Annotated in this window: 26 protein-coding genes; 16 read left to right on the forward strand and 10 right to left on the reverse strand. The window is 67.7% G+C overall.

What is annotated here, in order from left to right; genetic code table 11:
• The first annotated feature begins 336 nt into the window (after nucleotides 1–336).
• Entirely contained in the window at nucleotides 337–1,515 is a 1,179-nt protein-coding gene (locus JYG32_RS03465; protein ID WP_213264656.1) for an acetyl-CoA C-acyltransferase, read from the forward strand.
• 261 nt (nucleotides 1,516–1,776) lie between these two features.
• Nucleotides 1,777–3,177 carry a GGDEF domain-containing protein gene (locus JYG32_RS03470; RefSeq protein WP_174380877.1) on the forward strand — a complete coding sequence of 467 codons (1,401 nt, stop codon included), beginning with the start codon at nucleotides 1,777–1,779 and terminating at the stop codon, nucleotides 3,175–3,177.
• A gap of 162 nt (nucleotides 3,178–3,339) precedes the next feature.
• On the opposite strand, the gene JYG32_RS03475 is transcribed toward JYG32_RS03470, so the two are convergent.
• Nucleotides 3,340–5,481, reverse strand: coding sequence for a hypothetical protein (locus tag JYG32_RS03475; RefSeq protein WP_213264657.1), 2,142 nt, complete (start codon nucleotides 5,479–5,481; stop codon nucleotides 3,340–3,342).
• A 284-nt stretch (nucleotides 5,482–5,765) separates the two neighbouring features.
• The gene (locus JYG32_RS03480; protein WP_213264658.1) at nucleotides 5,766–6,167 is read right to left on the reverse strand and encodes a hypothetical protein; all 402 of its coding nucleotides are present in this window, start codon (nucleotides 6,165–6,167) and stop codon (nucleotides 5,766–5,768) included.
• Nucleotides 6,168–6,421: 254 nt separating this feature from the next.
• On the opposite strand from JYG32_RS03480, the gene JYG32_RS03485 reads away from it, so the two are divergent.
• From JYG32_RS03485 to JYG32_RS03500, 4 genes are all read left to right on the forward strand, one after another.
• Nucleotides 6,422–6,736, forward strand: coding sequence for a Dabb family protein (locus JYG32_RS03485; protein ID WP_174380865.1), 315 nt, complete (start codon nucleotides 6,422–6,424; stop codon nucleotides 6,734–6,736).
• A complete protein-coding gene (locus JYG32_RS03490) occupies nucleotides 6,733–7,212 on the forward strand; it encodes a PaaI family thioesterase (RefSeq protein ID WP_047900904.1) in 480 nt (159 codons plus the stop codon). The genes JYG32_RS03485 and JYG32_RS03490 overlap by 4 nt, the downstream gene beginning before the upstream one ends.
• A 195-nt stretch (nucleotides 7,213–7,407) precedes the next feature.
• Nucleotides 7,408–8,367, forward strand: coding sequence for an alpha/beta hydrolase (locus tag JYG32_RS03495; RefSeq protein ID WP_213264659.1), 960 nt, complete (start codon nucleotides 7,408–7,410; stop codon nucleotides 8,365–8,367).
• 42 nt (nucleotides 8,368–8,409) lie between these two features.
• Nucleotides 8,410–8,850, forward strand: coding sequence for a GNAT family N-acetyltransferase (locus JYG32_RS03500; protein ID WP_213264660.1), 441 nt, complete (start codon nucleotides 8,410–8,412; stop codon nucleotides 8,848–8,850).
• Nucleotides 8,851–8,866: 16 nt separating this feature from the next.
• Here JYG32_RS03500 and JYG32_RS03505 read toward each other — a convergent pair whose 3' ends face one another.
• A complete protein-coding gene (locus tag JYG32_RS03505; protein ID WP_174380862.1) occupies nucleotides 8,867–9,712 on the reverse strand; it encodes an NRDE family protein in 846 nt (281 codons plus the stop codon).
• Between the two features lie 76 nt (nucleotides 9,713–9,788).
• A complete protein-coding gene (locus JYG32_RS03510; RefSeq protein ID WP_213264661.1) occupies nucleotides 9,789–10,823 on the reverse strand; it encodes a YgfZ/GcvT domain-containing protein in 1,035 nt (344 codons plus the stop codon).
• A 77-nt stretch (nucleotides 10,824–10,900) separates the two neighbouring features.
• Here JYG32_RS03510 and mltG point away from each other — a divergent pair, with 77 nt between their 5' ends.
• The 9 genes from mltG to JYG32_RS03555 all read left to right on the forward strand — a co-directional run bounded on the left by mltG (nucleotide 10,901) and on the right by JYG32_RS03555 (nucleotide 19,574).
• A complete protein-coding gene (gene mltG, locus JYG32_RS03515) occupies nucleotides 10,901–11,920 on the forward strand; it encodes an endolytic transglycosylase MltG (protein ID WP_213264662.1) in 1,020 nt (339 codons plus the stop codon).
• A complete protein-coding gene (gene tmk, locus JYG32_RS03520) occupies nucleotides 11,920–12,540 on the forward strand; it encodes a dTMP kinase (RefSeq protein ID WP_213264663.1) in 621 nt (206 codons plus the stop codon). Before mltG ends, tmk begins: the two co-directional genes overlap by 1 nt.
• Before the next feature lie 19 nt (nucleotides 12,541–12,559).
• On the forward strand, nucleotides 12,560–13,588 hold the full coding sequence (locus JYG32_RS03525) for a DNA polymerase III subunit delta' (protein ID WP_174380858.1): 1,029 nt from the start codon (nucleotides 12,560–12,562) through the stop codon (nucleotides 13,586–13,588).
• Nucleotides 13,589–13,729: 141 nt separating this feature from the next.
• Entirely contained in the window at nucleotides 13,730–14,509 is a 780-nt protein-coding gene (locus JYG32_RS03530) for a TatD family hydrolase (RefSeq protein ID WP_213264664.1), read from the forward strand.
• Nucleotides 14,510–14,552: 43 nt separating this feature from the next.
• The gene (locus JYG32_RS03535) at nucleotides 14,553–15,260 is read left to right on the forward strand and encodes an ankyrin repeat domain-containing protein (RefSeq protein WP_213264665.1); all 708 of its coding nucleotides are present in this window, start codon (nucleotides 14,553–14,555) and stop codon (nucleotides 15,258–15,260) included.
• A 131-nt stretch (nucleotides 15,261–15,391) separates the two neighbouring features.
• On the forward strand, nucleotides 15,392–15,748 hold the full coding sequence (locus JYG32_RS03540; protein ID WP_011885036.1) for a Rap1a/Tai family immunity protein: 357 nt from the start codon (nucleotides 15,392–15,394) through the stop codon (nucleotides 15,746–15,748).
• Between the two features lie 96 nt (nucleotides 15,749–15,844).
• Nucleotides 15,845–17,017 (forward strand): mechanosensitive ion channel family protein, encoded by a 1,173-nt coding sequence (locus JYG32_RS03545; protein ID WP_213264666.1) that lies wholly within the window; start codon nucleotides 15,845–15,847, stop codon nucleotides 17,015–17,017.
• Between the two features lie 30 nt (nucleotides 17,018–17,047).
• Nucleotides 17,048–18,226, forward strand: coding sequence for an AAA family ATPase (locus tag JYG32_RS03550; protein ID WP_213264667.1), 1,179 nt, complete (start codon nucleotides 17,048–17,050; stop codon nucleotides 18,224–18,226).
• Between the two features lie 283 nt (nucleotides 18,227–18,509).
• Nucleotides 18,510–19,574, forward strand: coding sequence for a glycosyltransferase family 4 protein (locus JYG32_RS03555; protein WP_213264668.1), 1,065 nt, complete (start codon nucleotides 18,510–18,512; stop codon nucleotides 19,572–19,574).
• 96 nt (nucleotides 19,575–19,670) lie between these two features.
• On the opposite strand, the gene JYG32_RS03560 is transcribed toward JYG32_RS03555, so the two are convergent.
• The 3 genes from JYG32_RS03560 to JYG32_RS03570 all read right to left on the reverse strand — a co-directional run bounded on the left by JYG32_RS03560 (nucleotide 19,671) and on the right by JYG32_RS03570 (nucleotide 21,561).
• Nucleotides 19,671–20,258, reverse strand: coding sequence for a BPSL1445 family SYLF domain-containing lipoprotein (locus tag JYG32_RS03560; protein ID WP_047900893.1), 588 nt, complete (start codon nucleotides 20,256–20,258; stop codon nucleotides 19,671–19,673).
• A gap of 233 nt (nucleotides 20,259–20,491) precedes the next feature.
• Nucleotides 20,492–20,941, reverse strand: a complete 450-nt coding sequence (locus JYG32_RS03565) for a hypothetical protein (protein WP_213264669.1) — start codon at nucleotides 20,939–20,941, stop codon at nucleotides 20,492–20,494.
• Nucleotides 20,942–21,270: 329 nt separating this feature from the next.
• Nucleotides 21,271–21,561 carry a PsiF family protein gene (locus JYG32_RS03570; RefSeq protein ID WP_034181226.1) on the reverse strand — a complete coding sequence of 97 codons (291 nt, stop codon included), beginning with the start codon at nucleotides 21,559–21,561 and terminating at the stop codon, nucleotides 21,271–21,273.
• A 260-nt stretch (nucleotides 21,562–21,821) separates the two neighbouring features.
• Between JYG32_RS03570 and JYG32_RS03575 the strand changes: the two genes are divergently transcribed.
• Nucleotides 21,822–22,844 carry an asparaginase gene (locus JYG32_RS03575; protein ID WP_213264670.1) on the forward strand — a complete coding sequence of 341 codons (1,023 nt, stop codon included), beginning with the start codon at nucleotides 21,822–21,824 and terminating at the stop codon, nucleotides 22,842–22,844.
• Between the two features lie 95 nt (nucleotides 22,845–22,939).
• On the opposite strand, the gene lysM is transcribed toward JYG32_RS03575, so the two are convergent.
• The 3 genes from lysM to hyi form a co-directional block, all read right to left on the reverse strand.
• Nucleotides 22,940–23,410, reverse strand: a complete 471-nt coding sequence (gene lysM, locus JYG32_RS03580; protein WP_034181228.1) for a peptidoglycan-binding protein LysM — start codon at nucleotides 23,408–23,410, stop codon at nucleotides 22,940–22,942.
• A gap of 459 nt (nucleotides 23,411–23,869) precedes the next feature.
• Nucleotides 23,870–24,763, reverse strand: a complete 894-nt coding sequence (locus tag JYG32_RS03585; protein ID WP_174380851.1) for a 2-hydroxy-3-oxopropionate reductase — start codon at nucleotides 24,761–24,763, stop codon at nucleotides 23,870–23,872.
• 52 nt (nucleotides 24,764–24,815) lie between these two features.
• The gene (hyi, locus tag JYG32_RS03590; RefSeq protein ID WP_213264671.1) at nucleotides 24,816–25,625 is read right to left on the reverse strand and encodes a hydroxypyruvate isomerase; all 810 of its coding nucleotides are present in this window, start codon (nucleotides 25,623–25,625) and stop codon (nucleotides 24,816–24,818) included.
• Nucleotides 25,626–25,628: the final 3 nt, after the last annotated feature.

Consider the following 25,628-nt stretch of genomic DNA (forward strand, 5'->3'; position numbering starts at 1 on the left):
CTGTTTACATATGGAACGCACATGCGAATGCCCGAAATCGCTCGTCCCCCAAGGGGACTTCCTTCGGGGCGTATGGCAAGAAGTGAGGAGCGCCGTTTGGCCGAGCCAAACAAGCGACGAGCGACGCCGCCATACGGGTGATTTCGGGCATTCCCGTGACATGAATTTTCTAATTTGGGGTTGCCACGAGAACGGCCGCTCGCCGCGTTGCGCTCCTTGCGAATACGTCAGTATTCGCGGCGTCGCGCGCCTCGCGAGCGGCCGTTCTCGTGGCAACGCATGCGCGTTCCATATGTAAACAGACCCTAACATGAAGCAGGACCGAAGGAGACTCGCATGACCGAAGCCGTAATCGTATCGACCGCACGCACGCCGCTGGCGAAATCCTGGCGCGGCGGATTCAACATGACGCACGGCGCGACGCTCGGCGGCCACGTGGTCGCGGCCGCGCTCGAACGCGCGAAGCTCGACCCCGCGCGCGTCGAGGACGTGATCATGGGCTGCGCGAACCCCGAAGGCGCGACCGGCGCGAACATCGCGCGGCAGATCGTGCTGCGCGCGGGGCTGCCCGTGACCGTGCCCGGGATGACGGTAAATCGTTTCTGCTCGTCCGGACTGCAGACCATTGCGCTGGCCGCGCAGCGGATCATCGCGGGCGAAGGCGACGTGTATGTCGCGGGCGGTGTCGAATCGATCTCGTGCGTGCAGAACGAGATGAACCGGCACATGGTCCAGGAGGGCTGGCTCGTCGAGCACAAGCCCGAGATCTACTGGAACATGCTGCAGACGGCCGAGAACGTCGCGAAGCGCTACGGGATCTCGAAGGAGCGGCAGGACGAGTACGGCGTGCAGTCGCAACTGCGGGCCGCGGCCGCCCAGGAAGCCGGGCGCTTTCGCGACGAGATCGTGCCGATCACCGTGCTCGCGGGCATCGCCGACAAGGCGACGGGCCGCCTGTTCACGAAGGAAGTGACCGTATCGGCCGACGAAGGCATCCGTCCCGACACGACGCTCGAAGGCGTGTCGAAGATCCGTTCGGCCGTGCCGGGCGGCGTGATCACCGCCGGCAACGCGAGCCAGTTCTCGGACGGTGCGTCGGCGTGCGTCGTGATGAGCGCCGATGCCGCGCAGCGCGAAGGGCTGCAGCCGCTGGGCGTGTTCCGCGGCTTCGCCGTGGCCGGCTGCGAGCCGGACGAGATGGGCATCGGCCCCGTGTTCGCGGTGCCCAAGCTGCTGAAGCAGGCGGGGCTGAAGGTCGATGACATCGGCTTGTGGGAACTGAACGAAGCGTTCGCGGTGCAGGTGCTGTACTGCCGCGACACGCTCGGGATTCCCGAGGATCGACTGAACGTGAACGGCGGCGCGATCGCGGTCGGCCATCCGTACGGCGTGTCGGGCGCGCGCCTGACGGGCCATGCGCTGATCGAAGGCAAGCGGCGCGGCGTGAAGTACGTGGTCGTCACGATGTGCATCGGCGGCGGCCAGGGCGCGGCCGGGTTGTTCGAAGTCATCTGATCTTTGGCCGATGGCGGCCGCGGTTTCGCTTTGGCGAGGCTCGCGGCCGCGACGCGAATCGGCGCGGCCGTGCCGCTATTCGAAACAATCGGGAAGCAAAAGGCGTGCTTCGGGTAATGCCGTTTCCCCTTACTTGTCAAACGAATTGCCCCACCTATACTTGCTCTGACATTTGCCTTTCGGCACGATGGGCAGGATCGTGCAACGCACGATCCGTGCCGCGAAGGTTCGAACCAACGCAGCAGACCGACCGGGGACCGAATGAGTACGACCTATGCAGCCGGGGAACCGCCGCGCGTCGTCAGCGCGGCCGCGAGGCTCTACGCGAAATGCCTGCTGATCGGATTCGCGTTGCTGCCTGCCTATCTGATTGCCTATCTGTGGTTCTTCAGCGACCCGCGCGTCGTGTTCGAGAGCCACGCGTTCCATGAAATCGCGATTGCGGCGGCGACCCTCGAGGGCGCGTTCGTCACCTACGTGACGTGGGTGTGCTACCGGTCGTCCGGCGAGCCGCTGCTGCGCTGGCTGACGCTCGGCTTTCTCGGCTTCGCGATGATCTATGCGCTGCACGGCGTCTTCACCGGGATGGCGCACCACAATATCTGGCTGTTCCTGCTGTACGGGCCCGCGTCGCGGCTCGTGATGTCGATTCTGCTGCTCACTGGCCTGATGTCGTATTCGCGTCCGCCCGATCACATCGAGAAGCGCACGAGCGCGCGGACGTGGCTGCCGTGGATCATGTTCTTCGTGATCGTCAACGTCGCGGTGGCGTACATCGCGTATTCGCCGGTCGCGGGCGCGCTGGGCACGCGGCTGTCGATGGAGGGCGGCGCGCTCGTGTTCTCGCTGCTGAACGTCGGCGTGCTGCTCGCGCGGCGGATCCGCTCGCCGCTGATGGTGATCTACGGCGTGTCGATCATGGCGTTCGCGCTGTCGTCGGTTGCTTTCATTCTCGGCAAGCCGTGGAATCACATGTGGTGGCTCGCGCATGCGATTTTCGCGGGCGGGTTCTTCCTGCTGAGCTACGGCGTCGTGCAGGCGCTGCAGACGACGCGCTCGTTCTCGGCGATCTACCGCCAGGAAGACCTGATGAGCCGGCTGTCGGAATCGATGGCGCGCACCGAGAGCGCGCTGCAGGAACTGCGGCGCACGAACCAGAAGCTCGAGTACATGGCCGCGACGGATCCGATGACGGGCGCATCGAACCGCCGGCAGTTCATCGCGCAGGTCGAGCGCGAGATGGTGCGGGCCGAGCGCGACGGCACGCCGTTTTGCCTGCTCGCGCTCGATCTCGACAATTTCAAGAACATCAACGATGCGTACGGGCACCAGATCGGCGACGAGGTGCTGCGCGGCGTCGTCCGCCAGTGCCTCGAGGCGATTCGCCCGGCGGGCGGGCTCGCGCGGGTCGGCGGCGAAGAGTTCATGGCGCTGCTGCCAGAGATGCCGCTCGAGGGCGCGCGGATGACGGCCGAGCGCGTGCGCTCGTCGATCGCGAGTTCGCCGTTCGGGCTGGACTTCAAGCGCGTGCAGGTGACGGTCAGCGTCGGCGTCGCGCAATACGGGGTCGACGGCAGTACGGTCGATGCGTTGCTGCGCGTGGTCGACGAGCGGCTGTACCAGGCGAAGCGGGAAGGGCGGAACCGGGTTGTGTCGCGGTGATGCGGGTTCTCGAGCGGCACGCCGGCGCCGTTGAGCGAGTGCGGTGCGTTCGGCAGCGCGGTTGTGCGGAAGCGACGAGCGATGTAGTACCGACCGAAGCCCTGGAGGCGGAAACACCTCCGGGGCTTCTGCATGCTCGGTTTGCGCGCGATGGGCGATGCGCTAGCGCGATGCCAAGGCCGCTGCGTTTTTCGGCTGCATCTCCTGCATCCGCTGCGACGCCTGCCACCAGTACTTGCCCGCGCGCTGCTGCGGATCGCGGATCGCGAGATATGTCGTACTCCAGAGCTGCGCCGCGTTGGCTTCGGTCGCGTCCGCGCTGCGCGTGCCGAACGCATCGGTCTGGAACTGGCCGTTCACGTAGGACCACGTCCACATCTCCGATGTACGCATGTCGCGTCCGTTCGAGATCACCTGCCAGATCGTCTGACGCGCCTGCGTGAGCAGCGCGCGCGTCGCGGCGGACAGGTCCTGGCGCGCGAGCTGGCGATCGAGCCCGGCCACCCACATCGCCTGCTGCCACGACCAGATCACCGTGCCGTGATACGCGGAGCTCGTGAACTTCGGCCACAGCGACGGGTTCGCATACGCGGGGTTCGCGATCAGCATCCCGGCATCGGTCACGAGCCCGGCCGGGAACGGCCGCGTGACGTCGGTGACGATCCGCTGGAGCGCGTCGTCCGGCGGCGTGCCGAACAGCAGCGCGAAGCCGCCGTCGGAATTCATCACCGGAATCGGGTTGCCCTGCTGATCGAGCGACAGCGCGTAGAACGACAGCGGTGCGCCCGGCGCGGCGCCGGCCGGCACGCCGGCGGACGGTGCATAGGCCGACACGTCGGTGGCCGCCTGCACGGCCGGCACGCTGACCTGGAACAGCGGCGGCGCCTGCGTTTCCCATGTGGCGGCTTCGTTCGCCGTGTTGGTGAGCGTCGCGCGCTGTGCGGCATCCAGGTACGGATCGAGCAGGCCGCGCGCGAGGAACGCGTTCGCCGCGCGCAACGCGGCCGGCACGAGCACCGCATTTACGTCGTACGGGTACACGCCGCCGCCGAGCCCGTCGGTACTGTCGCGCCAGTTGCCGACGATCTCGCCGGGCCTCAGGTGGATCAGGTTCGCGACCGACGGCTGTTGCGCGAACGGCTGTGCGGTGGTCGCGACGTGCAGCAGGTTGACGACCAGGCGGCTGCCGTTGGTCTGCCCGTCGCTGCCGCGCTGCGCGAGATACGCTGCCGCGCGGGCCTGGCCGCGCGTATCGTCGATCAGCCACGCGGCCGCGATCGGCGCGAGCAGGTAGTCGCTGTCGATCATCTTGTAGTCGTAGGTCGGCGTCGGGTCGTTCGGCCGCCCGTTCTTCTGGTTGTCGACCAGCGCGAATTCGCCGATGCCTTCCTCGTGCGCGACCTTGCCGTCGGCCGACAGGCGGCTCAGTACCGACGACAACCCGGCCTCGATCGCCGCGGGTTCGAGCACCGGCATCAGCATGCGGACCGAGATCAGCGTATCGCGGCCGAAGTACGTGTCGTACTGCCACGAGCCGGCCAGCAGCTTGTCGTGGAAGCTCAGGAATTCGAGCACGTTCTGGCTGACCGGATCGGGGTTCACGGACGGTGCGAGCAGATCGGCGCGCGTGATCGGCGACAGCGGGGTCTCGCCCGACAGCGCATCGACATGCAACTTCAGCGTGTGCGAGCCCGCCGGTGCGCGCAGCACGAGCTTGCCGCCCGCTGCCGGCGCGATGCTGCCGCCGTCGCGCAGCGTGATGCGCAGCGCATAACCGGGTGCACCGTCGATCCGGTCGCGCTGCCATTGCGCGGCGCTGCCCTGGATCGTCGGCGCCGTGACGATCTGCTGCGGAATCGTTGCGCCGCCGTTGAAGTCGCGCAGGAAGCGCACGTTGCTGAGCACGCCCTGGCGGATCGTCAGCGTGTCGGTGTCCACCGACACGTCGGCGCCGATGCCGTACAGCGGGCGGCCGTGCGTGTCGGGGGCCGACAGCGCGGACGGCGGCGTGTCGAGGCTCCAGTTCACCGGCTGCGCGGTGTCGTCGAACCATAGCCCCGTGCCGCTGTTGCCGGCGGGGAAGACCACGAGCAGGCGCGGTTTCGTCGACGAGCGCGCCAGCAGGTGCGCGGCGACCTTGTCCTGCCGGTAGAACGCATTGATCTGGCCGCCGGTGTCCATGCGGAACGACAGCGCGGCGTTGTGCGACGGCGTGCCGCTCGACTGGACATCGTCGTCGTTGCATGCGGCGAGCAGGCCGGCGCAGACGAACCCGAGACACAGCGACTTCGCAAGGCGATGCATGTTGATGTCCCTCCTGGTGACTGGCGATTTTTATCGGAATGGTCGAATGAACGGATCTTCTGTCCGTTTCGTTCAGTGCTGCGGACATTCGGGCTAATACCCGAAATCAATCGGGATGCGGTGCTTCTGAAATCGGCGAATGACTGATCAGTGCCGAAAAATCAAGTGGCAGAGCGTGTTGCCCCGGTGCGGCGTGGGGAAAGTCTCTGGGATGGCCTTCGCACGGGCGAATGGCGATTCGGTCGCGGCGAGAGAAAATAAAATGTAAGCCGTCGTAGGGGATTCTAAATTTTCGGGAAAGTTGAAGTCAATAATGTTTTATAGATTTTCCGATACTCGATTGAAAAGACGATCGCAATTATTACCCGGGTCGGTAAAATATGCGATTTAATGAAGTTGGATAATGGATCTGCGATATCCGGTGGCGAAATAATTGGCAATGACGTTTCAATCCGGCGATTGATGTCGGACAGGAATTGAATCGTCGCGTTCGTGCCAGCCGTTGTCGGGCAATGCCGGAATGCGCGGAAACGGAGCGCGCGAAGCCCGAGCAATCCGCGTTCCTGCAATTCAACGGAAAACGTACTCCGTTGCCGGCTTCGAAGCGCGATCCGGATAACCGGCCCCGTGGTCGGTCGCCGCATGATCGGCCCCGGTTCGGGCCGCGAACCGAGCGATCGTTCCATCGGAGGCGTCAAGTTTGGTAGGCTTGGTGCCTGTCGCCGTTTGCGCGGATTGCGCCGTCGAGAGTCTACGCGGTGAACAAGTGCGTATCGTCGCCGGAAAGGTTGGACGATAGCCGATTCGATACGCGCTTTTTTCCCGGTTGCCCGCGATCGCGTGCAAGCGAAGCAGACAGACGAGTGGCCGGGCGTCGCCCGGCCGGCCGCGATGCGAGCCGCGCCCGCATCGTGAACCCTAACGAACAGGAGCAACCGAAGTGATCAGACATATTGTCATGTGGAAGTTGAAGGAATCGGCGGAAGGCGCGACGCGCGCGCAGAACGCGCTGAAGCTGAAGGAAAAGCTCGAAGGCTGCCGCGACCTCGTGCCGGGCATCCTGCAGATCGACGTCGGCGTAGCGACGCCGGGCCTCGATGCGACCTCCGACATCGTGCTCGTATCCGATTTCACGGACAAGGCCGCGCTCGACGCCTACCAGGTGCACCCGGTTCACCAGGAAGTGAAGAAATTCGTCGTCGCGGTGGCCGAATCGCGCGAGTGCGTCGACTACATCGTCGACAACGCACGATGAGCGACGCGGCATCCCCGACGGACGGCCCGTCGATCGAAAGCCCGTTCGTCGACCTGCTCGGCGTGCAGCTCGTGTCTGCGAAAGACGGCGCGAGCGAGATCGTGCTGCCGCTCGAAGAGCGGCACATGAACACGTGGAGTATCGCGCACGGCGGCGTGACGATGACGCTTGCGGACATCGCGCTCGCGATGGCCGCGCGCAGCCTGACCGACGACGGCGTCGGCGTCGTCACGGTCGAGATGAAGGTGAACTTCATGCAGCCGGGCCGCGGCGAGTTGCGCGCGTACGGGCGCGTGATGCATCGCTCGACCACAATGGCCTACTGCGAAGGCGAAGTGCGCGACAGCGACGGCAACTTCGTCGCGAAGGCGCTCGGTACGTTCAAGTACATGCGGCGGCTCGCGGTGGGCCGCGACATCAAGCGGCAACGCTCGCGCACGGCGCCGGACGCGCAGCCCGGCCCGAGCGACGCGTAAGCGCGCTCCCGGCCCTGCTGCTTCACCGGCAGGGCCGTTTTGTTTTGCGGCGCGGATTCGCGCGCCGGACGCGTTTCGCGGGACGCCGAAGTGCCGGTATTTCGACATGCAGCGTGCGTAGCGCCCGCCCGACGCGGGCGTGGCATCATGTGACGCTTGACCGTTTACGGCGCCGCGCAGGCGCCGTCCTCACCGATGCCGCTGAATCCGAAGATCGCCCAGGTGCTCGACATGATCGAGCGCGCGAAACGTCCGTCCTATCACCACCAGACGGCGCAGCAGGCGCGCGCCGCGTACGAGAAGAGTGCGCCGATCCTCGACGTGGCGCCGGCGCCGATGCATTCGATCGAGGAATGCGTCGTGCCGACGCGCGACGGCCGCACGATCGGCGCACGGCTTTACCTGCCGGTCGAGCCGAGCCTCGCGGAGCCGTTGCCCGCGCTCGTCTACTATCACGGCGGCGGCTTCACGGTCGGCAGCGTCGACACGCACGATGCGCTGTGCCGGATGTTCGCGCGTGACGCGCAATGCGCGGTGCTGTCGGTCGGCTACCGGCTCGCGCCCGAACACCGGTTTCCGACCGCGGTGAACGACGCCGACGATGCGTTGCGCTGGCTGCATCGCGAGGCTGCAGCGTTCGGCATCGACGCAGCGCGGTTGGCGGTCGGCGGCGACAGCGCGGGCGGCACGCTTGCGACCGTCTGCGCGGTGCTCGCGCGCGATGCAGGCATTCAACTTACGCTGCAAATGCTGATCTACCCGGGCGTGACGGGCTACCAGGACACCGCATCGCACGCGCGGCTCGCGAACGGCTACCTGCTGTCGCAGGACACGATCCAGTGGTTCTTCACACAATACGTGCGCGATCCGGCGGACCGCGACGACTGGCGCTTCGCGCCGCTCGACGGCATGCGCGGCGCGCCGTCGTTCGCGGGCGTCGCGCCGGCCTGGATCGCGACGGCCGAATACGATCCGCTGAGCGACGAGGGCGCCGCGTACGCGGACAAGCTGCGCGCGGCCGGCAATGCGGTTACGCTGGTCTGCTATCCGGGAATGATCCACGAATTCTTCAAGATGGGCGGCTACGTGCCCGAGGTGCGGGCCGCGCATGCCGATGCGGTCGCGGCGCTGAAGGCCGCATTCGACGACGTTTGACGGCGGGCGTTTGACGGCGTGCTTGCCGCATGGAGAACTGCTATGACGGACGGCGTGGTGGAAACGGGCGACTGGACGCTACTGGGAGGCGACGCCGCGCGCATTCGCGACGCGGTGTTCGTGCGCGAGCAGCAGATTCCGCCGGAATGGGAACTCGACGACGACGATCCGTTATCGTTCCATGCGGTCGCGTACCGGGTCGACGTGGCGACGGGAATCCGCCGTGCGGTCGCGACGGGGAGGCTGCTGCCGTCCGGTACGATCGGCCGCGTCGCCGTGTTGGCCGACGCGCGCGGGCAGGGCGTCGGGTCGGCCGTGCTGAACGCGCTGCTCGATGGCGCGCGGCGCCGCGGCGAAACCGTCGTGCGGCTCTACGCGCAGGATTCGGCGGTGTCGTTCTATGTGCGGCACGGCTTCGCGGCGGTCGGTGAACCGTTCGTCGAGGCCGGTGTGCCGCACGTCGAGATGACGCGCGCGCCGTAGCGCAGGGAATGCGCGTTCAGCGCGGCCGCGTTGCGTCGAGGTCGAACGTGAACGCGCGCTCGAACGAACCCGGGCGGACGGTGCGGTGCGAACCGTCGTCGTCGCAGCGCTCCTTGATCTCGACCGTCAGCCGCACGCCTTCCTTCATCGTGACGCGCAGCGCGGTCGTGCCGCGCGTGCCGTACTCGGGCGTCTCGATGAACGCGGCCGACAGCGCGCGCTCGCGCTCGATCGGAATGCCCGTGTGCGGCAGCGCGTCGTCGTCCGCGACATGCGGGTCGCGCATCAGATCGATCAGTTCGTCGAGCGACGGGGTCGGATTGTCGGTGAGCAGCGTGCCGAGCTCCGCGCGCTTGCGCACCACTTTCGGCCAGGGCGTATCGAGCCGCGCATTCGACAGCGCGTGCACACCGGGCGGGACCGCGACGGGCGCGGCGACGGCGCTCTCGCCCTCGGGCGCACGGTTGCAGAACCACGCGAGTTCGCGCCGCTTCCAGTCGCCGACGAGCAGGTTGAAGCCGTTGTACACGGCCGCGTGCTCGGCAAGCTGCCCGAGATAGTCGAGCGGCGCGACGGACGGGCCGCGGAGGAAATCGGACACGAGCTTGCCGCGCGTCGGCGCGCCGGCGCGGATGTCGAACGGCGCGCGGTAGTTCGTCAGCGCCGCGAAGCGGCCGTCGCGCGATACGCCGAGCCACGTGCCGCCGGCTTCGAGATCGCGGCCGGCCAGCACGCCCGGTACATCCTCCCACCAGGTGAGCGGCGCGCTCGTGCGACGAAAGAACTCGTCGCGGTTGGCGGTCAGGGTAAAGACGGGACCGGCGGCGGCATCAGGCTGCCAGTCGAAGGCAATCAGGCACATCGGGCGAATCTCTCGCAGGAAACATCGTGCACCGGCTGCGACTCGCGAGCCGGCGCACGAACGGGTTGTCAGTGCGTCACGCTTCCGTCGGCCACGCGTACGGGAGCGCGTCGAACGCGAGCACCGGGCCATCGGCCGAACCGAGGTGCACCGTGCCGTTGTCGAGCGCGGCGAGCTTGATCTCGACGAGCGCGTCGACGCCGCCCGCGGGCGCGGCCGCCGCGTTGACGATCATCCCGCACGGCTGGCCGGGATCGTCGCTGTGGAACAGTTCGACGCCGGCATGCACGGTATCGGTCTCGCCGGCGACGTGCGCGAGCGCGGTGCGGCGCTTGATGGTGCCGCGGTACTGGCTGCGCGCGACGATTTCCTGGCCCGGGTAACACCCCTTGCGGAAGTTAACGGCGCCGATTACGTCGAAGTTGACCATCTGCGGCACAAACTGTTCGACGGCCGGCTGCGTGATGCGCGGCTCGCCCGCACGAACGTCGAGCCAGTCCCACACGGCCGGCGACACGACCGGCAGTGTGCTGGCAAGCGCGGCGATGCGCGCATCGACTTCCGCGCGCGGGCCGATCCACAGATAACGCTTGCGGCCGGCCGCATCGGGCACGCGAATCAGCGTGCCGGCCGGGCCGTCGACCTTCACGTGCACGCCGTCCGGCAGCGCATCGAAGATGCCCGACAGCGCGTCGCGCACGTCGCCCGCGAAGCCGACCACCGCGAGCGCGTCGCTCGCATCGGTGAGCTTCGCCTTCGAGCGCAGCACGAACATCGACAGCCGCTTCTGCACGGCAGGCTGGACGTCCTTCGACACGAGCAGGCGCACGCCGTGGCCGGCACGCCACGTGAGGAACGACCCGAGGAGGCGCCCCTTCGGCGAGCAATAGCCGGACAGCCGCGCGCTCGCGGCGTCGAGGTGCTCGATGTCGTTGGTCAACTGGCTGTGCAGGAACGTCGCGGCGTCGTCGCCGGCCACGTCGATCACGCCGAATTGCGGCAGCGGCATGCAGGCGCCCGGCGCGTCGAAATCGGCGGCGGACGGGCGGGGGAAAACGGGGAGCGAGGCGGGTGCGGCCTGGGCAGCCGGTGAAGCGAACGGTGTGCTCATGGAATGAGGGAACAGTCAACCCTGACTTTGACGGAGGCGAGCAAGTATTATATGGGTCTTACCTGAGTCACGTTTCCATGTCCCTACTGAAGAAATGCGCCGCGACAGTCGTGGCGCTGGCCGTCGTTGTGGCCGCTGCCGGCGCGGGCGGCGGGTATTACTGGGCGACCCGGCCGCTGCTGCTGGGCTCGGCATCGCTCGACGTCACGATCAAGCCGCGCAGCACCGTGAAGAGCGTCGCGCTGCAGCTCAAGCGCGGCGGCGTGCCGGTCGAGCCGCTCGGTTTCGTCGCGATGACGCGCGTGCTCGGGCTGTCGAGCCGGCTCAAGTCCGGCAACTACGAATTCAAGACGGGCGTCACGCCGTACGAAGTCCTGCAAAAGATCGCGCGCGGCGACGTGAACGAGTACGTCGCGACCGTCATCGAGGGCTGGACCTTCAAGCGGATGCGCGCGGAACTCGACGCGAATCCCGATCTTGCGCACACGACGGCCGGGATGAGCGACACCGAGCTGCTGCGCGCGATCGGCGCGTCGGACAGCGCCGTGCAGCGCGGCAGCGGCGAGGGGCTGTTCTTCCCCGACACCTACCTGTTCGACAAGGGCACGAGCGACCTGAACATCTACCGGCGCGCGTACCACCTGATGCAGACGCGCCTCGACGAGGCCTGGGCCGCGCGCGTGCCGGGGCTGCCGTACAAGTCGCCTTACGAAGCGCTGACGGTCGCGTCGATCGTCGAGAAGGAAACGGGGCACGCGGCCGACCGCGCGTTCGTCGCGGCCGTGTTCGCGAACCGGTTGCGCATCGGGATGCCGCTGCAGACCGATCCGTCGGTGATCTACGGGCTCGGCGACGCGTACGACGGCCGCCTGCGCAAGCGCGACCTGCAGGCCGACACTCCTTACAATACCTATACGCGACGCGGCCTGCCGCCGACACCGATCGCGTTGCCGGGCGTCGCCGCGCTGCAGGCGGCAATCAATCCGGCGCAGACGAGCGCACTCTATTTCGTCGCGAAGGGCGACGGCACGAGCGTGTTCTCGGAAACGCTCGGTGACCACAACAAGGCCGTGGACAAGTACATACGAGGTCAATAATGGCGAGCGGTAAATTCATCACGTTCGAAGGCATCGACGGGGCGGGGAAGACCACCCACCTGCAATGGTTCTGCGAACGCCTCCAGGGCAAGCTGGCCGCGGCCGGCCGGCAGGTCGTCGTCACCCGCGAGCCGGGCGGCACGCAGCTCGGCGAGAAACTGCGCGAGATCCTGCTGAACCAGCCGATGGATCTCGAGACGGAAGCGCTGCTGATGTTCGCCGCGCGCCGCGAGCATCTCGCGCTCGTGATCGAGCCGGCGCTCGCGCGCGGCGACTGGGTCGTGTCCGATCGCTTCACCGACGCGACGTTCGCGTACCAGGGCGGCGGCCGCGGGCTGCCGCGCGACAAGCTCGAGACGCTCGAGCGCTGGGTGCAGGGCGGTTTCCAGCCCGATCTCACGGTGCTGTTCGACGTCGCGCCGCAGGTCGCGAGCGAGCGCCGCGGCGCCGTGCGGATGCCCGACAAGTTCGAAAGCGAGTCCGACGCGTTCTTCGCGCGTACGCGTGGCGAATACCTGCGGCGAGCGGAAGAGGCGCCGCACCGCTTCGCGATCGTCGACGCGACGCAGTCGATTCCCGAGATCCGCCAGCAGCTCGAACGCGTGCTCGCCGCGCTGTAACCCGCAAGGAACGCACCACATGATCTATCCGTGGCAGACCGACGACTGGAACCGCCTGCAGCAACTGCGAGCGCAATGGCCGCATGCGCTGCTGCTGCACGGCCAGGCCGGGATCGGCAAGCTGCAGTTCGCGCAGCATCTCGCGCAGGGCTTCCTGTGCGAATCGCCGCGGCCGAACGGCGAGCCGTGCGGCACCTGCGCGGCCTGCACCTGGTTCTCGCAGGGCAACCACCCGGACTACCGGATCGTGCTGCCCGAGGCGCTGGCCGGCGAAGCACCCGGCGCCGCGGACGACGCGAAGCCGGCCGACGCGGATGAAGGCGGCAAGAAGACGCGCGCGCCGAGCAAGGAAATCAAGATCGAGCAGGTGCGCGCGCTGCTCGATTTCTGCGGGGTCGGTTCGCACCGCGGCGGCGCGCGCGTCGTCGTGCTGTATCCGGCCGAGGCGCTCAACGTCGCCGCGTCGAACGCGCTGCTGAAAACGCTGGAGGAACCGCCGTCCGGCGTCGTGTTCCTGCTCGTGTCGGCACGCATCGACCGCCTGTTGCCGACGATCATCAGCCGCTGCCGGCAATGGCCGATGACCGTGCCGGCGCCCGACGCGGCTGCGGCCTGGCTCGCGGCGCAGGGCGTCGACCATGCGAGCGCGCTGCTCGCCGAAGTCGGAGGCGCGCCGCTCGCCGCGCTGGCGCTCGCGAGCGACGAGAACCGCCCGCTGCGCGACTACACGCTCGGGCAACTCGCGGCCGGTGCGGCGTGCGACCCGTTCGCATGCGGCGAGACGCTGCAGAAGTTGCCGGTGCCGCTGGTGCTGGGCTGGCTGCAGCGCTGGCTGTACGATCTGCTCGCGCAGCGGATGGCGGGCACGCCGCGCTACTTCCCGACGCACGCGGCGGCGCTCGCGCGCTGCGCGGAGTCGGTCGACGCGAACGCGTTCGCGCGCTTCATGAAAGCCGTGACGCGGCAGCGGACGGTCGAGAACCATCCGCTGAACGCGCGGCTCGTATTCGAGGAATTGTTTCTCGGATATCGGGAAATGTTCGCGTGATCCGCCATTGTTTCCCGGGGGTTTGGAAACGATGAACGGCTCACGCAGCGACGCGACCGTGGCCGGCCGGCCCGCGAACGCCGCCCGTTGCCGCACGCCGGCGAGCGCATGAGCGCCCGCCTTACGAATTCAGGAAACACGATGTTCGTCGACTCTCACTGCCACATCAATTTCAAGGGCCTGGCCGATCGCCTGCCGGCTGTTCTCGAGAACATGCGCGAGCACGACGTCACGCACGCGCTGTGCGTGTCCGTCGATTTCGAGACGCTGCCCGAGGTCCTCGCGATCGCCGACGCATACGACAACGTCTACGCGTCGGTCGGCGTGCATCCCGATCACGAGGACGCGCGCGAGCCGACGCTCGCGGAGCTCGTCGAGCTGGCCGCGCACCCGAAGGTCGTCGCGATCGGCGAATCGGGCCTCGACTATTACCGTCTCGAAGGCCGTTCGATCGCCGACATGGAATGGCAGCGCGAACGCTTTCGCACGCACATCCGCGCGGCGACCGCGACGATGAAGCCGCTGATCGTCCACACGCGGTCGTCGTCGGAGGACACGCTGCGGATCATGGCCGAGGAGCGCGCGGACGTGCCGGGCGGCGTGATGCACTGCTTCACCGAGCCGTGGCCCGTCGCCGAGCAGGCACTCGCGCAGAACTTCCATATCTCGCTGTCGGGCATCGTCACGTTCAAGAACGCGACCGACGTGCAGGACGTCGCGCGGCGCGTGCCGCTCGACCGGCTGCTGATCGAGACCGACTCGCCGTACCTCGCGCCGGTGCCGTATCGCGGCAAGCCGAATGAACCTGCGTACGTCAGCCATGTCGGACGCTTTATCGCATCCGAGCGCGGGATCGCCGTCGAGGCGCTCGCCGATGCGACCACACAGAACTTTTTCCGGCTGTTCAAGATCGCCCGCTAACGAAGCGCGCGCAGCCGACAACCCAGGGAAGGAGCCCACAACAATGTCGAAGCCGACCAACCATCTGACCAAACGCGCACTCGTCGCCGCCGCGCTGGTCGCGAGCGGCCTGTTCGCCGCCGCCGGCGCGCATGCCGAGTCGCTCGACGCGATCGTCAAGGCCGTCAAGTTCGACGACATCGCCGATATCGGCAAGCAGCTCAAGAACGGCCTCGATCCGAACACGCTCGCGCCGAACGGCGACCCGCTGCTGGTGATCGCCGCGCGCGAGAAATCCGACAAGGTCGCGGCGGCGATCGCCACGACGCCGAACGTCGATCTCGAGAAGGAAGACAAGGCCGGCGAGAACGCGCTGATGCTCGCGTCGCTGAACGGCGACCTCGGCCTCGTCAAGCTGCTGATCGACAAGGGTGCGGAAGTCAGCAAGAAGGGCTGGGCGCCGCTGCACTACGCGGCGACCAACGGCCAGGACGCGGTCGTCAAGGTGCTGCTCGACCACGACGCGTATATCGACACCGCGTCGCCGAACGGCACGACGCCGCTGATGATGGCCGCGCGCGGCAACCATGCGTCGACGGTCACGCTGCTGCTCGACCAGGGTGCCGATCCGCAGGTGAAGAACCAGCTCGGCATCACCGCGCTCGAGTTCGCGAAGCATTACAAGGCGCCGGATGCGATCGACATCCTGAGCAAGCGCACGGTGCGTATCGGCGGGTCGGCGCCGGCTGATGCGCAAAAGAGTGCAAAATGACGGTTTTCGGTGCGACCGGCCAGGGCGGCGGCGCGCACCCGGCCGGCCGGATTCCGGCCGGAGCAGGGTGTCCGGCGCCGCGCCGGCCAAGGCAGCAGGCGGTCTCGGGCCGCATTGACATAAGGAACACCATGTTGCGCGCAATGTTTTGTGCCGCGGCGTTTGCCGTGCCGTTGTCGGCGGCGGCTTTCACGGGCGCGGATCTCGACCGGCTGTGCGCGAAGACGGACGTCAAGTCGCGGGCGTCGTGCGCGGCCTATATCGAAGGCGCCGCCGACGGCGTCTACAACACCATCGACGCGATCGGCGGCACCACGGGGCCGCGTGTCGGCCAGTATTTCTGCCTGCCGCCCGACATCCGGGCGCAGCAGATGACCGATGCGGTGCGCAAGTACATCGCGGAAAATCCGAAGCTGGCCGACTACAACGCGAGCACCGCGGTGTCGCTCGGTCTCGGCAAGGCGTTTCCCTGCAGGGGCGGCAACTGATCTGACGCCGTGTCCGGGCGCGTGCATTGCCCGGATGTCGCCGACGCATCCAGGACGAGGCGTGCGCGCCTCATAACCGAAGCATCCCGGGCGCCGATGATTTCAATCGAGGAACTGCCGCGCATCGCCGATGCGCCGCTGCATTCGTGGCTCGGCACGCTGGCCGTGTCGGTCATCGTCGTACTGGTCGTCGCGATCGCGCACCGTCTTGGCGCACGGATCGTCAAGCGTATCGCGCAGCCGTATCCGCTGATGAGCGCAATCCTGCGCTACATCGACAAGTCGTCGCTCGTCGTACTCGCGCTGCTGACGCTCGAATTCCTGTGGGTCCAGGCCGACGACGGCATGTCGTTCGTGGGTGGCATGCGCACCGCGGCGGCGGTCGGCTCCATCGTGTCGCTCACGTGGCTGCTGGTGCGGCTCGCGGCCGGCGTCGGCGACGCGATCATCAAGGCGCATCCGATCGATACGGCCGACAACCTCCAGGCGCGGCGCATCCATACGCAGGCCCGGGTGCTCGTGCGGACCGTGATGGTGCTGGTCGTGATCATCGGCACCGGCGCCGCGCTGATGACGTTCCCGAATGTGCGCCAGGTCGGCGCGAGCTTGCTGGCGTCGGCCGGCGTCGCGGGCCTGGTCGCCGGTATCGCCGCGCGGCCGGTGCTCGGCAACCTGATTGCCGGGCTGCAGATCGCGCTCACGCAGCCGATCCGGCTCGACGATGTAGTCGTGATCCAGGGCGAGTGGGGGCGCATCGAGGAAATCACCGGTTCGTTCGTGTCGGTGCGGCTGTGGGACCAGCGGCGCCTCGTCGTGCCGCTGCAGTGGATCATCGAGAACCCGTTCACGAACTGGACGCGCAACAGCGCGGAAATCATCGGCACGGTCTACCTGTCGGTCGACTACCGCACGCCGCTCGCGCCGCTGCGCGAGGAACTCGCGCGGCTCGTCCACGCGGCGCCCGAGTGGGACGGCCGCGTGCAGGTGCTGCAGGTGACCGACGCGACGGAGCGTGCGATGCAGTTGCGCGCGCTCGTCAGCGCGGCCGATTCGCCGTCGTGCTGGGATCTGCGCTGCCGCGTGCGCGAAGGGTTGATCGCGTACCTGCAGGATCGCTATCCGCAATGCCTGCCGCGCAGCCGGACGGAGCTGTATCCGCATGAGTCCGCGCCGGACGCACCGAACCCCGAACGGCCGCACGCGCGGCCGCCTGCCGCCAGCACGGCGGCCAACACCGCAGCCGATCCGCAGGCCACCGACGGCCGCTGAACGCGGCCCGCGTGCCCGCCATCCATCGCCATGACCGCGCTGAACACGCTCGCCATCGCCAATTACCGCTCGCTGCGCGAGCTGATCGTGCCGCTCGCGGCGCTCAACGTCGTCACGGGGCCGAACGGCAGCGGCAAGTCGAGCGTGTACCGCGCGCTGCGGCTGCTCGCCGACACCGCGCAGGGCCGCGTGATTCCGTCGCTCGCCCGCGAGGGCGGCTTGCCGTCGACGCTGTGGGCCGGCCCCGAGCGCTTCTCGCGCGCGATGCTGGCCGGCGATGCGCCGGTGACCGGCACGGTGCGCAACGGGCCCGTGAGCCTGAAGCTCGGCTTCGCGTGCGACGATTTCGGCTATTCGATCGATCTCGGCCTGCCGGTGAAGAACGACGCGTCGATGTTCCGGCTCGATCCGGTGGTCAAGCGCGAGTGCATCTGGGGCGGTGCGCTGCCGCGCCCGTCGACGCTGCTGGTCGACCGGCAGGGCGCGCAGATCCGCGCGCGTACCGCGTCGGGCGACTGGCAGACGATTCCGCAGCCGGTCGCGAGCTTCGACAGCATGATGACCGAGTTCGCCGATCCGACCGGCGCGCCCGAGATGATCGCGGTGCGCGAGCGGATCCGCTCGTGGCGCTTCTACGACCATTTCCGGACCGATGCGCAGGCGCCGGCACGGCAGTCGCATATCGGCACCCACACGCCGGTGCTGGCGGACGACGGCGCCGACCTGGCCGCCGCGCTGCAGACGATCCGCGAAATCGGCGACGGCGCGGCGCTCGATGCGGCGCTCGACGACGCGTTTCCCGGCGCGTCGGTCGAGATCGACAATCCGGGCGGCCGCGGCCGCTTCGACGTGCTGATGCGCCAGCCGGGGCTGTTGCGGCCGCTCGCGGCGGCCGAGCTGTCCGACGGCACGCTGCGCTACCTGCTGCTCGCGGCCGCGCTGCTGACACCGCGGCCGCCGGCGCTGATGGTGCTGAACGAACCGGAGACGAGCCTGCATCCCGATCTGCTGCCGGCGCTCGGCCGCCTGATCGCGCAGGCCGCGCAGCGTTCGCAGGTGCTGGTCGTGTCGCATGCGGCGCGGCTCATCGCGACGCTCGAGCGCGAGGCCGGCTGCGAATCGCTGGTGCTCGACAAGCAGCTCGGCGCGACCGCACTCGTCGATGCCGACTCGCGCGACCTGCCGGCATGGAAGTGGCCGTCGCGCTGACGGGCACGGCGGCGTGGGTTCGGCCGCGCGCGTCGCCCAAGGGCCCGAACCGGCCCGGCTGTACCCGATGCGGTGCGATCGGGCCCGACGGGCGGAATGTATCCGGTCTGTAACAACGCCCATAAAATGAAAGACGGGCGGTTCCGCGCGTCGGGATCGCGAATAATAATGAGATATCCGGCTGGCGCCAGGCCGGTCGGCGCTGCACGGGAGCGGGACGGGCGCGAAAGCGCAAACGCCCGCCGGCCGTGCGGCAACGGACAGGACACAGGAGACGTGGACCATGAGAATCGCCCAGATCGCCCCGCTGACCGAATCGGTGCCGCCGAAGCTGTACGGTGGCACGGAGCGCGTCGTGTCCTATATCACCGAGGCGCTCGTCGATCTCGGCCATGATGTGACGCTGTTCGCCAGCGGCGATTCGACGACACGGGCGAAGCTCGAACCCGTCTGGCCGCGCGCGCTGCGCCTCGATTCGTCGATCCGCGACCGAGTCGCCCCGCACATGCTGCTGATGGAGACGGTTGCGCGCCGCGCGCAGGACTTCGACGTGCTCCATTTCCACATGGACTACTACTCGTTCTCGGTCTTCAACCGGCAGGAAACGCCTTACGTGACGACGCTGCACGGCCGGCTCGACCTGCCCGAGCAGCAGCCGGTGTTCGACACGTTCAACACGGCGCCGGTGATCTCGATTTCGAACTCCCAGCGCCAGCCGCTGCCGCAGGCGAAATGGCTGACGACCGTCTACCACGGGCTGCCCGATACGCTGTACATGCCGCAGCCCGTCGAGCCGCGCTATCTCGCGTTCCTCGGCCGCATCTCGCCGGAGAAGCGCGTCGACACCGCGATCGGCATCGCCCGCCAGTGCGGGCTGCCGATCCGGATCGCCGCGAAGATCGATGCGGCCGACCAGGAATACTTCGACCGCGAGATCAAGCCGCTCTTCGCGTTGCCGCACGTCGAATACATCGGCGAGATCGCCGATCACGAGAAGGCCGAATTCCTGTCGGGCGCGCATGCGCTGCTGTTCCCGATCGACTGGCCGGAGCCGTTCGGCCTCGTGATGATCGAGGCGATGTCGTGCGGCACGCCGGTGATCGCGTTCAATCGCGGCGCGGTGCCCGAAGTGGTGGACGAGGGCGTGTCGGGTTTCATCGTCGAGGACGAAATCAGCGCGGTGGCCGCCGTGAACCGGCTGCACCTGCTGCCGCGCGCGCGCGTGCGGCGGCGCTTCGAGGAGCGCTTCACGTCGCGCCGGATGGCACAGCAGTACGTCGACGTCTACCAGTCGGTGATCCGCGCGCAGAAGCGCTCGCGCTTCAAGGTGATCGATTCGACGACCTGACGCGGCGCGCGAGCGAATAAAAAAACGGCGATGCCCGCAAGGACATCGCCGTTTGCGCATGGCCCGCGCGCGTTGCGCACGGGCGGTGCGTGAGCGTCAGATCTTGAGCTTCGTGACCTTCGTGCCGTTGATCGACACGTCGCCCATCAGGCCCGCGTTTGTCAGCACGACGACCTGGACCGGCGCGGTGGCCGTGGTCGTGTCGACCGCGCCGTTCGCGCCCATTTTCACGAGCGCGACCGATGCGCCGGCGCCGGCGGCCCAGCCGTCCGAGCCGCGGAATTCGTCGAGCGCTTCCTGCGTCATGAACAGGAACACGATCGCCTTCGACTGTGCACCGGCCTGCAGGCCGACCGACAGCGACGACGTGTTGTAGTAGCCGACCGTCGCGCCACCGACGCGCAGCGCGCCGTTGCCGCTCTGGCCGCCGACGATGAAGCCGGCCTGGAGCACGTCCGGGAACACCAGCACGCCGCGCGACTTCGCGACGAGTTCACGCGAACCCTTGACCGTGGAATACAGGCGCGACAGCGTCCCATCGACACTCGCGTCGATCGCCTGGCGCTTCGACGCGTTGGTCGCCGCGTTGTCCGGCTTGTCCGGGGTGGTGGTGCAACCGGTAAGCGCGAGGCTACCGACGATGAGCGCAGCGGCGGCTTTCAGCACAAGATTCCGTTTTTGCATCGTTCTTCTCCATCGGATGACGTTCGGAGTGAGTCTCGCTCAAGGAGCGGATCACGTCGGCAGTTATATCACAGCGGATTACAACCCCTTTTCGATCGCGCATGAAAGAGCGTCAAATCGCGTTGGGTGTCGCGGCGCACCAACGGACGGACCGGCGCCCGCACGCCGACGCGGCATGCGGGGAGTGCAATGGTCAATCGGGCGGCGACGGCGCTTGCCGGCGTGTCAGTGCGTCAGTGCGTGACCGGCGGGACGGGCGGCTTGATCGGCGGGCGGCGCAGCGCGCGGCGGATCAGCGCGATCACGACGCCGCAGGCGAACAGGAACGCGGCCGGTACGACCCAGTAGCCGACGAACGCATGCCACAGATAGCCCGCGAGCGTATTGCGGCGCACCATATATTCGTCGCGGGCCGCCTGCTGGCGCGGCGCGTTGGCGGCGAGCACGTCGGCCGGGCAGCCGGCCGCGCGCGCCTCGTCAGGATCCCCGTGGCACTTCGCGGCGGCGCCGGCGGCCTGCTGCGCGTCGGTGAGTTGCCAGGTGGTCAGCGCGAGCTGCAGGTCTGCCTTGTTGTAGGCCATTTCCTCGCGGATCTCGCGCACGGCGACGATCGCGACGGGCACGGCCCAGAACACGATCACGATCAGCCAGCGGCGGAACCAGCGGTGTTGTCTCCATGCCATCCATGCCTCCGTTTGACGCGCGTGCGCGTCTGTCTCGAGGGCGGCCCGATGGCGCTTCTTGTACTTGGGTGGGCCGCGTTGCAGCCATCATAGAAGAAAACGCGGCGAATTGCCGCACCATCTGGCGGCGCCGGTACGGCGGGCCGGGAAAGCGGGGCGGGCGGAGGCGGGCAGGCGAACGGCGGCGGCGGAACGCGCGTTTCAGGTCGAGGTGCGCGACGCGCGCGGCAGGCGCTTCAGGCGCGTACGCATCGATGCGCATGCAACGAAAACAAAAATGCCGCGCCCGCCGAAGCGGTGCGCGGCATCCGAGGCGGGAGCGCCGGAGCTCAGGCGGCCGGCTGGCTGCTCAGGCAGCTCTTCATGAACGCCTTGCGGTCGTCGCCCTTCTTGCCGGTGGCCTGCGTGTTGCACGCCTTCATCTTTTCCTGCTGCGTCATCGCCTTCGCGGGCTTGGCAGACAGGCAGTCCTTCATGAACGCCTTGCGTTCGTCGCCCGTCTTGCCGGCTGCCTGGGTATTGCAGGCCTTCATCTTGTCCTGCTGGCTGTTCGCGGCGAACGCGGGGGAAGCCAGCATGCCGCCGAGAAGCACTGCGGCTACGAGCGATTGGATTTTCATTTCGACACTCCCATGGGGTGAATTGCGTGTTATCGACGCCGTCACGAAGCACGTCGCGATGCGGATAGGGCCGCATCGCACCGCGCGCTGCGATTATGGCAAATCAATGTGAAAACACCAAAACGGCACTTCCTATAACGTTGCGGACGTCACGGCCGTTGACGACGCGTGCGACCGGGCGATCGGGACAAACCATGACGCGCGGCGCCGTGCCGCCGGAACCTGCCGGCTCGCGGCCGCGAGCCATTACAATCGCGGCCATGAATACTCCGAATCCCGCATCTCCTCCGTCCGCGACGGCCCTGCCGCGCATCGCCGTGCTCGCCACCGGCGGCACGATCGCCGGCGCCGCGCCCGACGCGGCCAGCACGGCCGGTTACCAGGCCGGCGCGCTCGGCGTCAATTTTCTGGTCGACGCGGTGCCGGCGCTCGCGTCGGTCGCGCGTATCGACGCCGAGCAGATCGCCAGCATCGACAGCAAGGATCTCGCGCTGCCGCTGTGGAACACGCTTGCCGCGCGGATCGACGCGCTGATGGCCGATCCGGCGATCGACGGCATCGTGATCACGCACGGCACCGACACGCTCGAGGAAACCGCGTATGCACTGCATCTGGTCGTGAAAGGCGACAAGCCGGTCGTGCTGACGGCCGCGATGCGGCCGGCGACCGCACTGTCGTCCGACGGCCCGCTGAACCTGCTGAACGCGGTGACGGTGGCCGCGCATCCGGCCGCGCGCGGGCAGGGCGTGCTGGTCGCGTTCAACAACCGGATCCACGGCGCGCGCGACGTCGTGAAGACGAGCACCTATGCGGTCGACGCATTCCAGTCGCCGGAACTCGGCGCGCTCGGCTGGGTGCAGGACGGCCGCGTCGAATTCGCGCGCCGCGTCACGCGTTCGCGCGACACGCAACTGGCGATTGCAGCAACCTGGCCGCCGGTCGAAGTCGTCGCGAGCTATGCGGGCGTGACGCGCACGGCCGTCGACGCGCTCGTCGCGGCCGGCGTGCGCGGCCTCGTCGTCGCGGGCACGGGCAACGGGTCGATCCATGCGACGCTGCAGGCGGCGCTTGCCGATGCGATGCAGGCGGGTGTTGCCGTGATCCGCGCGTCGCGCGTCGGCTCGGGGCACGTGATGCGCAACGGCGCCGCGAACGACGATGCGCTCGGTTTCGTCAGCGCGGGCTCGCTGAATCCGTTCAAGGCGCGCGTGCTGCTGATGCTCGCGCTGGCGAACGGCATCAGCGCGCGCGACGAACTGCAGCGCCTGTTCGATACGTTCTGACCGATGTCCGCCCGCCGCTCCGGCGGCGCAGCGTCGCCAAAGAAAAAGGCAGGCCCGATGGCCTGCCTTTTTCGTTTTCAATCCTGCGCGTATGCTCAGGACTGCGGCGGAATCACGAGCTTCTGGCCTGGGTAGATCCGGTCCGGGCTCGACAGCATCGGCTTGTTCGCCTCGAAGATCGCCGGGTACTTGTTCGCGTCGCCATACACTTCCTTGGCGATCGCCGACAGCGTGTCGCCCGGCTTCACGTCGTGGTACTGCACTTCCGGATCGTCCGGCTGCAGATCGTCGTCGTTGACGCCTGCGACGCCTTGCACGTTGCCGGCCGCAACCTTGACCTTGGCCTTCGTGTCGAGATCGGCGACGCTGCCCGACAGCGTGACGGTGCGCGAGGCGCCGTCGAACGCGACGGTCAGGTTCGACGTGTCGAGACCTTGCGTGCTGATGTAGTTCTTGATTGCATCGGCCGCGGTCTGGTTAGCGGCATTCGGATCTTCCGCCGCTTGCGCGTCGGCATGACCCAGCAGTTTTTCACCCGCCTCTTTGATAAACGAAAGAAGACCCATCGTTGCACTCCTTAGGTGGTTGAAAAGAATACGCGCCGTGAAGTGGCGAAAAAAACACCGCGCTGGGCGCATTCACCGGAGTGAACGCAAGCGCGGCGGTTTTCTCGAAAGGCGTGGCGAAAGTGTAGGCGTTCATCGCGACGATTGCATGAAAAATCGCACGCTTGAACGTAAAGAAATGTAATACGCGAAATCCGACAGGCGGACACCCGACGACGACGTCTGACCGACCAAGGCTTCCCCGGCGCCGCCGGGTGCCGCTGCGGACCCCACCACGCCGCTCTCAGCCCAGAGCGGCGTTTTTCGCCCCGTCCCGCACGCGGTTGGCGATGCGGAGCGGGGCGCCCCACCGTGATGCGCGAGTGCGTCGCGCATCGATGCGACCGGCCGCAGCCGGATCGCGCGTGTCTGTCGCGCGCGTCCGCCGTTGCAGCGGAACCGCGCGTTTTTGCGTCCGCGTTACGCGGCCGGCGTCTGGCCGATCTCGAAGTTCGACATGATCTCGAGCGCGCGCACGAGTGCCGAGTGATCCCATGCCTTGCCGCCGTGCGATGCGCACACGCTGAACAGTTGCTGCGCGCTTGCGGTGTGCGGCAGCGCGAGGCCGAGCTTGCGTGCGCCGTCGAGCGCGAGGTTCAGGTCCTTCTGGTGCAGCTCGATGCGGAAGCCCGGATCGAACGTGCGCTTCGTCATCCGCGCGCCGTGCACTTCGAGGATGCGCGAGGCGGCGAAGCCGCCCATCAGCGCCTGGCGAACGCGCTCCGGATCGGCGCCCGAGCGTGCGGCGAACAGCAGGGCTTCGCCGACGGCTTCGATGTTCAGCGCGACGATGATCTGGTTCGCGACCTTGCAGGTCTGGCCCGCGCCGTTGTCGCCGACGAGCGTGATGTTCTTGCCCATCTTCTCGAACAGCGGCTTCGCGCGCTCGAAGGCCTGCTCCGGGCCGCCGACCATGATCGTCAGCGTCGCTTCGCGCGCGCCGACTTCGCCGCCGGACACCGGCGCGTCGAGGTAGTCGCAGCCGAGCGCGTTGATCTGCTTCGCGAAGGCCTGCGTGTCGAGCGGCGAGATCGAGCTCATGTCGATCACGAGCTTGCCGGCCGTCAGGCCCTTCGCGACGCCGTCGTCGGCGAACAGCACGTTACGCACGTCGGGCGTGTCCGGCACCATCACGACGATGACGTCCGCGTTCTGCGCGACTTCGGTCGAGTTCGCGACCACCTTCGCGCTGGCGCGCAGGTCGTCCGGGATCGGGAACGCACCGTTCACGACGAGCTGGTGGTCGCCCTTGAGCAGGTTGCGCGCCATGTGCGCGCCCATGATGCCGAGGCCGATGAAACCGATGGTTGCCATGTGAAAGTCTCCTATAGGGGCGAAAGCGGGAAAGGCGCGGGAAGGGCGGATCTCAGGCGGCGCGGCGCGCCGAGCCCGGTGCGCAGCCGGCAACGCTTTGCAGCCAGCCGAGGCCTTCCGTCGTGGTGGTGCGGGGCTTGTATTCGCAGCCGACGTAACCCTGATAGCCGAGCCGGTCGAGCAGTGCGAACAGGAACGCGTAGTTGATCTCGCCCGTGCCCGGCTCGTTACGGCCCGGGTTGTCCGCGAGCTGGACGTGGCCGATCGAGGCGAGGTTGCGTTCGATCGTCGCGGCCAGTTCGCCTTCCATGCGTTGCATGTGATAGATGTCGTACTGCAGGAACAGGTTGTCCGAGCCGACCGCGCGGATCACGTCGAGCCCTTCGGACGAGCGGTTCAGCGCGAAGCCCGGGATGTCGAAACTGTTGCACGGCTCGACGAGCAGGCGGATGCCTTCGCGCTTCAGCGCGTCGGCGGCAAAGCGCAGGTTGTCGACGATCGTGACGAACGTCTTGTCGCGCGCCGTGCTGGCCGACGGGATGCCGACGAGGCAGTTCAGTTGCGGCACCGTCAGGGCCTTCGCGTACTCGATCGCACGGCCCACACCTTCCTGGAACTCGCCGACGCGATCGGGCAGGCACGCGATGCCGCGCTCGCCCTGGTCCCAGTTGCCGGCGGGCAGGTTGTGCAGCACGAGGCGCAGACGGTGCGTCTCGAGCCGCTCGGCGAGCTCCTCTTTCGCGTACGGATACGGGAACAGGAACTCGACGGCGTCGAAGCCCGCGTCCGCGGCCGCCTTGAAGCGGTCGAGGAACGGCACTTCGTTGAACAGCATGGTCAGGTTTGCAGCAAACTTCGGCATGAG

The organism is Burkholderia pyrrocinia (assembly GCF_018417535.1).
GTDB classification, from domain to species: domain Bacteria; phylum Pseudomonadota; class Gammaproteobacteria; order Burkholderiales; family Burkholderiaceae; genus Burkholderia; species Burkholderia pyrrocinia_E.